The following is an 11,834-nucleotide window of genomic DNA, read 5'->3' as shown; positions in this document are numbered from 1 at the left end:
AACCATGCTAACGATTCGACGATCCCACGAGCGCGGCCATGCCAACCGGGGCTGGCTGGATGCCTACCACTCCTTCTCGTTCAATACCTACTACGACCCCACCAACATGGGCTTCGGCCCCCTGCGGGTCATCAACGAGGACAAGTTCGGTCCCGGCCGCGGCTTTGGAATGCACCCCCACGAGGACATGGAGATCGTGACCTATGTCCTCTCTGGCTCCCTGGCCCACGAGGACAACACCGGCGGCAAGGGTGTCCTCAAGCCCGGCGATATCCAGCGCATGAGCGCCGGAACCGGGGTCTACCACAGTGAGTACAATGCCTCCCCCACCGAGTGGCTGCATCTCTTCCAGATCTGGATCGAGCCCAACGTGCGTGGCGCGGCACCCCGCTACGGCGAGAGCCATCTCCCGGAGAGCGCAAAGCGCGGCAAGTGGGCGGTCGTGGTCTCGGGGACGGGGCGCGACGGCGCGATGCACATCCACCAAGACGCCGAGCTGCTGACCACGCTGCTAGAGCCTGGTGAGGAGCGCAGCCACACGCTCGCCGACGGACGCCGCGCCTATGTGCATATTGTGACGGGTGAGGTAAGTGTCAACGGGGAGGTGCTCAAGGCCGGGGATGCCGCGCGGATCGAGGACGAGACCCAGCTCGCGCTGGTCGCCAGCGCCGCCAGCGAGGTGCTGCTCTTCGACCTGCCGTAACTTCGGTATAATGCCCTATGCCAACCCACTTTGAGGGTCCGGACGACCAAAGACGGGCACTAAATACCTACATCAAGCTCATGCGCGCCGCCGAGTCAGTCGCGCGGCGCGCCCTGGTGGTGGTTCACGACTCCGGCCTGACCGAGGGACAGTTCGGGGTCCTGGAGGCACTCCACCACCTCGGGCCGCTGAAGCTCTCCGAGCTCGCCCGCAAGCACCTAAGAAGCCCCAACAACCTCACCGTCATCGTGGACAACCTAGAGAAGCTTGAGCTGGTGCGCCGTCAGCGCTGCGAGAGCGATCGCCGGATTGTCTATGTCCACCTGACCGAGGCCGGAGAAGCACGGATCGCGGAGCTCTTCCCCCGCCACGCCGCCGCGGTCGCACAGGAGCTGGCGCTCCTGACCCCCGACGAGCAAGCAACCCTGGATGCGCTCCTGCGCCGCCTAGGAAAAGGCCAGCCGAGCACTCCCTAGAGACGGGTATAATGCCCGCATGAACCGTCGTTATTTCCTCGCGCTGGGGCTCTCGCTCACCGGCGCACTCCTCACGAGCTGCGATAACAAAAAGGCCGACACACCCTCGGAGACGGGGTCGAAGCCTGCCGACGCTCCCGCGGGCGCAGGCAAGAAGATCAAGGCCGGCTTGGTCACCGACACGGGCGGGGTCGGCGATAAGTCCTTCAATGCCCAGGCGTGGACCGGGCTCCAGAAGGCCCAGAAAGAGCTGGGGGCCGATGTCAAGTATGTCGAGTCGAAGCAGAACGCGGACTATGTCGCCAACCTCACCAAGTTCGCCCAGGCCAAGTACGATGTGGTCTTCGCGGTCGGCTTTCTGATGCAAGATGCCCTGCGCGAGGTCGCTGGGAAGTTCCCCGAGACCAAGTTCGCCATTATCGACGGCGACGCCCCCGCGCTCCCCAACTGTGTGGCCTACAAGTTCCGCGAGGAGGAGGGCTCGTTTCTCGCGGGTGCCCTGGCGGCATCGGTGAGCAAGAGCAAGGTGCTGGGCTTTATCGGGGGGATGGAGATGCCCCTGATCAAGAAGTTCGAGTACGGCTACCAGGCGGGTGCCTACACCATCAACCCCGAGATCCAGACCCGGGTCGCCTATGTCGGCGACTTCAACGACTCTCAAAAAGGCATGGAGCTCGCGACCTCCCAGATGGGCATGCAGGCCGATATTGTCTACCACGCCGCGGGCAAGGCAGGGATCGGGGTGATCAAGGCCGCGCAGACCAAGGGCGAGGGCTTCTACGCCATCGGGGTGGACAAGGACCAGGACGACGAAGCCCCAGGCCGTGTGCTGACCTCCATGGTCAAGCGGGTCGATGTGGCGGTCTTTGAGGTCTGCAAGAAAGTCTCCGAGGGCAAGTTCGAGAGCGGCGAGGTCGTGCTGGGCCTCAAAGAGGACGGTGTCGGTCTCTCGGAGATGAAGCACACCAAGGACAAGATCCCTGCGGAGGTGCTCGCCAAGATCGAGGACCTCAAGAAGCAGATCATCGACGGCAAGCTCCACCCGCCCTACACCGGCGAGGCATACGCGGAGTTTACCAAGCCCAAGAGCTAGGATATCCCCCGCTCAGCACGGATGGTTAGGGGGCCGGGAGCGGTAGCTTCACGCCCTGGTTGGCAAGCTTGTCGGCCAGGGCGTTTTGTTCGCGCCGGACGTGCACCACCTTCGCCTTGTCGAACTTGGCCAGCAGGCGCTTGGCCTCGGCAAAGAGCGGCTGTAAGTCGGGGGACTTCACCCCATAGAGCCCCGCGATCTGCTTGGCCATCAGCTCCGAGTCGGTGCGCACCTCGACCTCACTCGCCCCTTTGAGCAGCGCTTCGTGCAGCCCCCGCAGTAGCGCGGTGTACTCCGCGGCGTTGTTGGTCGTGTCGGGGAGGCGCTCCGCGAGGGTGTGAAACGGCTCCGCCTCACCGTCGCGCCAGAACGCGACACCAATCCCGGCGGTTCCGGGGTTGCCCTTGCTCGCCCCGTCGGTATGTAAGATCATCTTCATGCGGGGCATTGTATCGCGTTAAAACACCAGGGCCTCGAAGGCTTGGGCGTAGAGCCAGTGGCCAAAGTCGTTGGGGTGGTTGATATTGTTGCCCAAGAGCGATGGCTGGTCCTTGCGCTTTAGCACCTGCTCCCAGGTGGAGAACACATCGACATAGGCCACGCCCGCCTCGCTCGCCGCCTGCTTGGTCGCCGCGGCAAACAGGGCCATGCGGTGGGTCCCGTAGTGCCAGTCGTCGTTGGGGGGAAACGCGGAGAAGAGCGCGACATTGGCCCCCTTTCGCTCCTGAATGAGCTTGCTCAAGGTCACCAGGTTCTTCTGAAAGACCTCGGGCTCCGCGCTGCCCCGGTTGTGGTCGTTCATCCCAAAGCCCACCAGCACCAAGTCCGGCTTCTCGCAGGTCCCCAGCGTGGTCACGGGCCGTAGCGACTCGGGCTTCTTGTCGAACCAGTCGATCCCCTGCCGCGACGAGTACCCGGAGAGCGAGAGATCCTCGACCGTGACTGCAGCCTTGGGAAACTTCTTACCAAGAGACGCCGCCCAGCGCCACTGGAAGCGCAGCGCCTGCTCCGATGCCTCCCCCCCCGCCGTGATGCTATCGCCGTAGCTGACGATATTAAACGGCCCGCCTGCCTGGAGCTTTGTCGTCACCGCACGGAGCGCGCGGCTCTGGTCGTTGCGCCGCGCCCACGGGGTTCGCTCCGGGGTCTTGTAGTCCACCCAGACAAACCAGGGATGGTTCGTGAACCCCGGAAACTTGGTATGATCGAAGTCTTTTTGCCCAAAGAGCGGGTTGGTGGCAAAGTCCGGGATGCGCGAGCCCGGCGTGCGCGCCAGGGTCCCTTGGGCATAGTCCACGAGATAGTCCTGCCCCTCGATATACCCCACCGAGCCGGGCTTCTCGGCCAGAAACGTACTGCGCACCACGACACTCCCCTTCGTGATGCGCCCAAAACAAAACTTCCCCGGCTCCGTGCGTGTCAGCACAAAGCTCTCTCCGTGAACGTCCATAATTCTCTTTCGCTCACACAACGATTTTTGCCCGGACAACGAGAAGCCCCGGACAACGAGTGTCCGGGCCTCGGTCTAAAAGCCTAGTTCGCCCAGCGTGGGTCGCTGCTGTTTCCGGCAGCGGCGACCAGCAGGGTGACATTGGCACCGTCGGGGTCCATCCGAAAGAGCTGGTAGCCGTCGGTGCGGGCACTCATGTAGACAATATACCTGCCATCAGGCGAGAACGACGGGTTGTAGTCCTGGAAGGTGTTGTTGGTCAGGCGCTTGGCCCCGCTACCGTCGGTGTTCATCTGGTAGAGCTGGTAGCTTCCCGTGCGGCTACTCTCAAAGACAATCTTCTTGCCATCGGGTGAGAACGACGGGTTCTTGTTCGCGCCCGCGCTGGCGGTCAGTGCGGTCAGCCCCGTGCCATCGGTGCGAATCGCGAAGAGCTGCGCGCTCTCCCCCTCGCCGCGGGCAAAGACCACGCTCTTGCCGTCGGGCGCGAACGTCGGGTTGAAGTCCCGCTGCGTGCCGTCCTTGGTGAGCCGTGTCACCCCGCTACCGTCGGCGTTCATCACATAGAGCTGGGGTGCGCCCTCAGTATCGCGGTTGCTCTCAAAGACGATCTTCTTCCCATCCGCCGAGAATGCCGGCCCCGAGTCCGCCCAGCGCCCACTGGTCAGCCGGGTCGCGCCCGTGCCATCGCTGTTCATGACATAGAGCTGCCCATCGGCACCATCGCGGGTGCTGGCAAAGACAATCTTCTTCCCATCCGCCGAGAACGACGGCCGGTAGTCGTGCCAGTTGCCATTGGTCAGGCGCGTGACGGTCTTACCATCGGCGCTGGCCAGGTAGAGCTGGTAGCGTCCACTGAGGCTATTGACAAAGACCACCTGGCCCGTGAGCGTGCTGCTCGATCCGGTGCCATCGGAGCCATTCCAGAGCCCCCCGATCCCGGGCTGGATACCACTCCCACAGCCCGAAAAAAATGCCGTCCCAAGGGCGGCAAGAAAAAGATATTTAGTAAATTGCCTGCGCTTCACTGTGTTGTTACCTTAAGTATTCCTATATTCAGGGAAGGTATTCACAAGAAACATACCGTGGAGCGCAGGCGCGGCAAAGCCTGTTAAAAGTACCGAGAGGGAGCGAGCAGTCTAGAGATGAATAGTCACCTCAACCGTCATTCCTTGGAACCGGTTTTCAAAGGCTTGGGCTGTTGTGGAGTCTCCCCCGGAGCCTGAGATCATGATATAGACCTCGTTTCCGACTCGGGAGACCTCGGGCATTGTCAGATAGATGTTGCCTAGTGTCCCCCCCCAGCCATACGAGAGGTCCCACTCCGGCAGATTATCCAAAGGCTCCGCTCCCAGCGAGAGGTCTCTGTTCTCGCTCGCCGTGTAGGCATGGATGCGGTAGGACTTCGCATTGGCCATGCGGGGGACGACCACATAGGCATTCACTTGGTAGAGGCCGGGGAAGGACGCAGGATCGTTGCGGGCCCAGCTCAGGATCTTGTAGCGCCCTGGCACGACCACGACATTACTGCCGACCGTGACCTTGCTGGTAGCCTTCCCCAGGGAGCGGGTTCCCAAGAGCGCCTCGACCGTGACTGTGTCGGCACCTTCTGCGGAGGCGTGGGCGCGGTAGGTTGCGCTCTGCCCCTCCACCGCAATCCCCGTGCCCCCGTCGGGGGAGCCCAGGAGCTCACCGGCGTTGCGTGTGGTCAGCCACTTGTAGGTCAGGGTCTCGCCGGAGCTGAGCGGCCGCATTCCCTTCAGCTGCGCGCTCAGGGCGACTGTCTCGCTGTTCTTGAGCGTGGCGGTGCTGGGCGTCACGCTCAGCTCGGTGACATAGACCTTTGCCTCCGCGGTGCCCAGGACCTGGCTGTCCTTGCTGCCCGGCCCCTTGAGGGTCACCTCGACGGTCACTGTGTCTGTCTCACCCGCCGGCCCCTCGGCGTGGTAGCTCACGCTATCGGCAGTCGTGGCGGCGATAAGCTTTCCGTTGCCCTGAACCCCATCGACCAGCCGTCCCGAGTTGCAGCTCCACTTGTACATAAACGACTGTCCCTCGCCCGGCTTGGCGTCTTTTAGGTTCGCCTTGAGGGAGGCGATTAGGTCGCCGTGGGGGACGATCGCCTCGGTGGGGGTTAGCCCAACCGTGAAGTTATTGACCTCCATGTCCCAGAACTCAAGCTTCTTACTAATGGTGGAGTCGAGGATCACACGGCCACGGTTGGCAGAGTCCAGGAGCTTGTCTGTCTCCTCCAGGATTGCCAGGAGCCGCCCGACTCCAGGAACCACGGTGCCATTGATATTGATCCCCTCGGTGACATTCTTCACGAAGAGCTCCGGGCCATTGCCGCTGAGCTGCTTGACCAAAAACTGCATCGTCGCCCCGACAACCTTCTGGAAGCTCCCCGAGGTCGCCCCGGTTGCCGGATCGATGGTCATGGACTTCACCAGGAGCGTGAAGACCTCCATGGGCTTCCTTCGTCCTGCAGCCACCAGCTCTATCTGCCCAGGGAGCACCTCGCGAACGGCCTTCAGGAGGTCCTCGGTCAGCCCTTTGATGAGGTCCTTATTGCCTGCCAGCTTCCCGGCCACAAAGCTCAGGACAAAGGGAGCAAGAATATCCTCAAAGAACAGGCGGAGGTAGAGGTTCTTTAGGTTGACTCCCTCGATATACTCGCGCTGTGCCGGCAGGAGCTCCGCCAGGTGCTCTTCGTTGCCGGGGACACTCCCCGGCATGAGAACATAGGCACGGTACTTGGTCTTGAGCGCGCCACTTGGGTTGACCTTCAGCGGCACCACGTCCGATGCCGAGCTAAAGAAGCCCGCATCGATCGAGCCATCATCGAAGGTCTTGTTGCTGTAGTAGGCCTCGATCCAGCCGGAGATCGTGTTGGAAAAGCTGTCGTAGGACTTGGGGACAGGAATCTCCGCCGTGGTGAGCTGCAGAGGGAGAAGGGGCGCAGCCAGCTGATCGACGGGGTTGTTTTTACTGTCCGTGTAGCCGATCTGGTTGACCACGAGCACCGCGCGGCGCAGGTACTTATTGGTTGCAAAGACCGAGTTGGGTTCCTTGGACTGGGCGACCTCTACCCCGCTGCGGAGGCCCGGTGTCTGGATGATCACGCCACGTGTGGCCGCACTCACCGCAGGCAGGAGGCTCTCGGCCTCGGTGGCAACCAAGCCCAGTAGGCTGGTCGTGTCCCCGCTCAGGCGCTTGGGGTTTGCAGCCAGGAAGCTCGCGACCGCCGGTCCAAGGCGCAGCCGCACCGAGTCGCTGGCGGCGATAATCGCGCGGACTCTCTCCTGAATCTCGGCAGGCAGGAGGTAGCCCGCCAGTGCATAGTAGAGAAGCACCTCCGCCGTGCTCGCCGCGGAGAGCGCCGTCTGCGTGCCGGAGAGCCAGCCGTAGTAGAGGATCGCGCCGCTTGCCTCGGTCACGAATCCGAGGGTCGTCTCTGCCTGAATGACCTGAACACTGGCCGCCCCACTGGCCGCTGGGCTCTCGCTCCCAAACGCGGTCGCAACCTGGAGCGCCGTGTAGGTGGGCAGTGTTCCGATGAGGCTCCCATGGTCCACGGTCGCGGCCATGCGCCCCAGGGTGAGAGAGCCTGTCGTCCCGCCACCGCCGCCACGGATGGGGCCAAAGCCGAGGTTCCAGCCCCCTCCGCAGCCCTGCAAGAGCGTGGTCAGCGGAAGCGCCGCAGTAAGCCGGAGAAAGTTTCGTCGTTGCATGTTTTCATGAGCCTTTCAAGATGTGAATGCAAGCAGAGTAGCCTCGCCGTGTTAGCCCAGCGTTAGAGTTAGACTGCTCCCTTCGTCTAGTTGCGGATCAGCGCCTGGAATTTCCGTGCGGCCTTGAGGGCTTCGAGGCGCTGTTTCTGCTGAAAATCATCCAGGTGCGACGGCACGTCGATCTCCCCAATGATCTTGGCGGCGTTGTCGAGCCGGCCTTGCAGCAGCGTCTGGCTGATACTCCACGAGCCCCACATGGCCTTCATCTCCGGCAGGCGCTTGACGTAGCTCTCGGGCGGGGCCATGACCACGGAGTAGAAGTACGAGCCCGATAGCGCGTCGGTGGCGACAACCGTGAAGAGCCCAAACGCCTCCAGGGGCTTGCCTTGGTAGACAAAGCTGTAGCGCATCAGTGCGGAGCGTCCGAGCGGAAACCAAGGCGCGGGCTCGACCCCCTTGAGCTTGAGCTTGCTGAGCAGCCCCGCCTTTTGAAGGAGCGCTGTCGCCTCGATCATCGCGAGCACGGGATCGTCGAGGTGGACCCGCGGCACCTCGGGGTTGACACCGGGTGTCAGGGTCCGCTGGTCGTAGTTATGGGCAAAGACAAAGCGGTACTGCCCCAGCTGCATGGCCGCACCGCCTGGCCCGGAGAGAAGCGCCGCCCCCGCCCCGCCGTCGTCGAGCTTCCAACCCGGCGCAACCCCGATCTGGCCGCTCCCATCGGGGAATTTCTGCGTGGTGAGCTTGGGAGCGGGCGCTTGGTAGTTCTTCATTACTTAGCTCCGTCGGCGGCGCGCCAGGACCAAGGTGCCCCCAAGCGTAAGAAAGAGAAGCGTAGTCGGCTCGGGTGCGGAGCTTCCTGCGGCGGCCGTGCGTCCATTCTGGTTAAAGAGAGCAACACCCGGCGCACTGGTGTCTTCCATGGTCCACGACGGAATGAGATCGCCGTTGCTGTCCCGCAGGTCGATGCTCTCTAGGGTGTAGGTGCTGGAGAAGTTGGCAAAGGCACTAAACGACTGCCCCACACGGCCCGCAGTGTCGGTGTCCTGCACCTCGATATAGGCGCTGGACCAGTAGAACAGATCGATGGGGGTGTTGAGGGTGGTCGGGAGGACGTAGCTATAGTTCCCGGGGCCGTAGGCGAGCAGGTGCCCCGGAGCGTTGTAGAGATCGTTGATCCCCGAGCCGGGGTAGCTGCCCGCGAGAAAGTCCAGGCGGCTGGTGGCCGTGCCGTAGGGCGCACTCGCGGTGCCGGTCACCTTCCAGTTAAAAGTCGCCTCAGCGGGCGTGACGGGCGCGAAGAACTGAACTTGGGTGTGCGAGCCCTGCCCTGCGATGGTGTAGTAGCCCTGGTGCTGGATATTGGAGATGCTCAGCGACGTGTCGTTCTTGGCGGCGAAGAAGCCCGCGTAGTTCGAGTTTGCCGTGTAGGTAATGGTCGCCCCATCGCGCACCAGGGTTGTTCCCATGTGGTAGCTGCCCGGTATCGGAAGATCGTCCCCGTCGATATCTTCAAAAGGCCCGTCAAAGACACCGTTGGGCGTGGTGTCGCGGGCAAAGCCTAACAAGTGCCGAAAGAGGGGGACGTAGGGATCAACGGTCTGTGCCTGAGCGATGGCCCCGAAGGTAAGAATCATCGCAAGGGTAAGAATAGGTCTCTGCAGTCGCATGGTTTATCGGTCCTTTTCTGCACCGCCTCTGTGTGCGGATGGAGGCAGGATAGACCGCTCGCGTTAGCCCCGCGTTAGAGTTAGCGACTCTGCAACTCTAATGCGCGATCTTGGGGGAGATTTTTCCCGCCACCAGCTCGTCCCAGGTGCGCGGTGCGACAAGCGTCTCCAGAGACAGGGAGTGCGCGAGCCGTAGCTGGCACTCGTAGGTCTCCTCGTCCAAGAGAGTGAGATAGTGCTCTCGTAGCGCGTGCTCATCGACCCCTAGGTTGGCCGAGTAGCCCATGCGCTCCCGCAGGTGGCAGAACGCGCCATAGAGCAGAGCCGCGCGCTCTGGAGAGCCCGACACCAGCTCGGTGCTACTCTCGTACCAGAACGCGTACATCAGGAGTGCCAGGGTTCCGTGCTTCAGCGCCCAGTGCTGACACGCCTTGAGGTGCTGGTAGCTCTCCGCCGTGCGTCCTTGGTTGAAGAGGGAGAGAGCGAGCCCCATGTGGAGAATGGAGTGGAAGCGCGAGTGCGGCCCGATCAGTCGCAGGGCCTCTTGGTTGACGGCCTCCGCCTCGGCCAAGAGCGCAGCAGCTCTCTGGGGATCGCTCTGGAGAAGCATAATGCCGCAGGGGTTGGTGGCACGGTTTACCAAGAACAAGGCGCGCACCAAGACCAGGGGGTTGTCCAGAGTACGTGCCAGCTCGAGCGCCTCCCGCTGAATCTGGCGTGCTTTTTCATAGCGCCCCGCTTGGTTGGCGACATAGCCTAGGTTCATGCGTGCCTCACTCTCCCAGCGCCGCAGCCCCCGTGCCTGTGCCTGCGTCAGCATCTCCGTCGCGAGGCGTGCGACTTCGTCGTTGCGCCCCAAGTCGTTGTAGAGCATCAGAGTGCGGTTGAGTGCCTCGAAGCGTTGCTCGGGCTCGGGGATGCACTGCCAGCTTGCCGCAATGCGCTCGGCGTACCCGATAGCACGGCGGTGGTGCCCCCGAACAAAGGCGAAGGCCAGAAACCCCGTCAGGCCGTCCCAGAACGCGTGTCTGTCCTGCAAGTGCTCCCAGCCATAGTCGAGTGCCAGGGCAAGGTTCTCCAGCTCAGGCTCCAGCGGATCGAAGAAGCGCACATCGTCTTCGTTCACTTGTGCGGCGAGGGCGAAAAAGTAGCTCGCGTGGCGCTCGGCGAGGCGCTCTTTTTCGGTGCAGCGCTCCGCGGCGAAGAGGCGCAGGGTCTCCAAGAAACCAAAGCGCATCGTCCCCGAGAGCTCGTCCTCACGCAGGGTGATCAGGGAGTGGTGGGTCAGCTCCTCCAGAAAGAGCTCGGTCTGGGGGCAGCCGGTGATCGCCTCCGCGGCCTCACTGGTCCAGCCGCCTTGGAAGACCGAGAGAGCGGCAAAGAACGCCTGAAGTGCAGGGTCGAGCGCCGCGACACTACTCTCGACCACAGCGCGGAGGGAGCGGTGGCGCTCGGGGAGGCCGCGCTGGGTGGTCGCCAGTGTCAGGAGGCTCTCGTCGAGGGCGGCGGCAAGCTGGGTGGGGGTCTGGGTGCGGGTGCGGGCGGCGGCGAGCTCCAGCGCGAGCGGCATCCCCTCAAGCTTCTGGCAGATCGCAATCAGCGCGGGGGTGTGGCGTGGGGTAAGGACAAAGTCAGGACGGACCTGACGCGCACGGTCACAGAAGAGCGCAACCGAGGGAAACTCCAGGAGGCGCTCCGGGGTTGCGTGGGCGCTGGGCAGCTCCAGTGGCTCTAGTGTCAGCACCCGCTCCCCGAGAATCCCGAGGGGCTGACGACTAGTGGCTAGGATGCGTAGCTCAGGGGCCTTTTCCAGCAGGGTCACGGTGAGCGCTGCCACCTCACTGGCGAGGTGCTCCGCATTGTCCAGGATCAGGAGGAGCTCCCCACGGTGGGTCAGCAGTGTCCCCAGCGCCGCGAGGGGGTCTCCCTCCCCTTGTGTGCTGGCTCCTAGCGCACGCAGAACAAACTCCCCCAGCCGGGCTTCCTCGGTGAGGTCTGCCAGCGGGACAAAGACACTAGGGAGCGCGAGGCGGCGCGCGGTCTCGACCGCGAGGCGGCTCTTGCCCATGCCGCCCAATCCTACAAGAGTGACCAAGCGCTCCTCGGTGAGGGCGTGTGTGAGCCGCTCCTGCTCCGTGGCGCGCCCAAAGAAGCGTGTCAGGGCGACCGGCAAGCGGCGCTCCACGGGAGTCGTCACCTCGGGAGTGGCGAGAGGAGCTGGTACGACCTGCGGAAGGCTCGTCCGTAGTGCCTCCAGCCGCTCCCGCTCCATGAGAATCCACTCGTCGTAGAAGCCCGGGAGGAGCGCGCCACAGGCCAGCTGCGCGGCCTCGGCGGGATTGCCCTGCTTGAGCGCTTTCTCAAAGGCCGCGACATCGCACCAGACACTCTCGCTGCGCAGCCGCACGTAGCCCGCGCGGGTCGCATCGAGAACCGAGCCGGGCGCCATGCCGGGAAGCTCGAGCTGGTGGCGCAGCGAGGTCAGCGAGACACGGAGGCGATTCGCCGTGACCTGCGGGTCTTCGTCAGGCCAGAGCGCCTCGGCGAGCTCCTCGCGCGGGCAGTCTCGTCCTAGGTGCAGGCACAGGTAGGCCAGGAGCGCCGCCACCCGCTGAGAGCGAAAGCGCCGCACCTCGCTACCCTCGGGGGTCAAGAGCCGGGGGCCATCAAAGAGTGCGATCCGCCAGACAGGTTCCACAGCTCTTGATTCC

The 11,834-nt window shown here is 63.4% G+C and carries 10 protein-coding genes; 3 read left to right on the top strand and 7 right to left on the bottom strand.

Annotated features, from left to right (window positions below):
- The first annotated feature begins 4 nt into the window (after window positions 1-4).
- Genes HNQ39_RS04090 through HNQ39_RS04080 form a run of 3 tightly spaced genes read left to right on the top strand, consistent with a single transcriptional unit; the run spans window position 5 to window position 2,272 of the window.
- Entirely contained in the window at window positions 5-703 is a 699-nt protein-coding gene (locus tag HNQ39_RS04090; RefSeq protein ID WP_184192684.1) for a pirin family protein, read from the top strand.
- Between the two features lie 17 nt (window positions 704-720).
- The gene (locus HNQ39_RS04085) at window positions 721-1,179 is read left to right on the top strand and encodes a MarR family winged helix-turn-helix transcriptional regulator (RefSeq protein ID WP_184192683.1); all 459 of its coding nucleotides are present in this window, start codon (window positions 721-723) and stop codon (window positions 1,177-1,179) included.
- Window positions 1,180-1,198: 19 nt separating this feature from the next.
- Window positions 1,199-2,272, top strand: coding sequence for a BMP family lipoprotein (locus tag HNQ39_RS04080; RefSeq protein ID WP_184192682.1), 1,074 nt, complete (start codon window positions 1,199-1,201; stop codon window positions 2,270-2,272).
- A gap of 25 nt (window positions 2,273-2,297) precedes the next feature.
- Here the strand turns inward: HNQ39_RS04080 and HNQ39_RS04075 are convergent, their stop codons facing one another.
- The 7 genes from HNQ39_RS04075 to HNQ39_RS04045 all read right to left on the bottom strand — a co-directional run bounded on the left by HNQ39_RS04075 (window position 2,298) and on the right by HNQ39_RS04045 (window position 11,821).
- Window positions 2,298-2,711 (bottom strand): ribonuclease HI family protein, encoded by a 414-nt coding sequence (locus HNQ39_RS04075; protein WP_221289800.1) that lies wholly within the window; start codon window positions 2,709-2,711, stop codon window positions 2,298-2,300.
- A gap of 18 nt (window positions 2,712-2,729) precedes the next feature.
- Window positions 2,730-3,722, bottom strand: coding sequence for an SGNH/GDSL hydrolase family protein (locus HNQ39_RS04070; RefSeq protein ID WP_184192680.1), 993 nt, complete (start codon window positions 3,720-3,722; stop codon window positions 2,730-2,732).
- 83 nt (window positions 3,723-3,805) lie between these two features.
- On the bottom strand, window positions 3,806-4,750 hold the full coding sequence (locus HNQ39_RS04065) for a DPP IV N-terminal domain-containing protein (RefSeq protein WP_184192679.1): 945 nt from the start codon (window positions 4,748-4,750) through the stop codon (window positions 3,806-3,808).
- A 111-nt stretch (window positions 4,751-4,861) separates the two neighbouring features.
- A complete protein-coding gene (locus tag HNQ39_RS04060) occupies window positions 4,862-7,453 on the bottom strand; it encodes a hypothetical protein (protein ID WP_184192678.1) in 2,592 nt (863 codons plus the stop codon).
- Between the two features lie 86 nt (window positions 7,454-7,539).
- Window positions 7,540-8,226 carry a hypothetical protein gene (locus HNQ39_RS04055; protein ID WP_184192677.1) on the bottom strand — a complete coding sequence of 229 codons (687 nt, stop codon included), beginning with the start codon at window positions 8,224-8,226 and terminating at the stop codon, window positions 7,540-7,542.
- A 3-nt stretch (window positions 8,227-8,229) separates the two neighbouring features.
- Window positions 8,230-9,123, bottom strand: coding sequence for a PEP-CTERM sorting domain-containing protein (locus HNQ39_RS04050; protein WP_184192676.1), 894 nt, complete (start codon window positions 9,121-9,123; stop codon window positions 8,230-8,232).
- A 97-nt stretch (window positions 9,124-9,220) separates the two neighbouring features.
- Window positions 9,221-11,821 (bottom strand): AAA family ATPase, encoded by a 2,601-nt coding sequence (locus HNQ39_RS04045; RefSeq protein ID WP_184192675.1) that lies wholly within the window; start codon window positions 11,819-11,821, stop codon window positions 9,221-9,223.
- Window positions 11,822-11,834: the final 13 nt, after the last annotated feature.

It is taken from the genome of Armatimonas rosea (genome assembly GCF_014202505.1).
Classification (GTDB): Bacteria; Armatimonadota; Armatimonadia; order Armatimonadales; family Armatimonadaceae; genus Armatimonas; species Armatimonas rosea.
The sequence above is the reverse complement of the archived record's forward strand: the minus strand, read 5'-3'. Positions and strand labels throughout refer to the sequence as shown.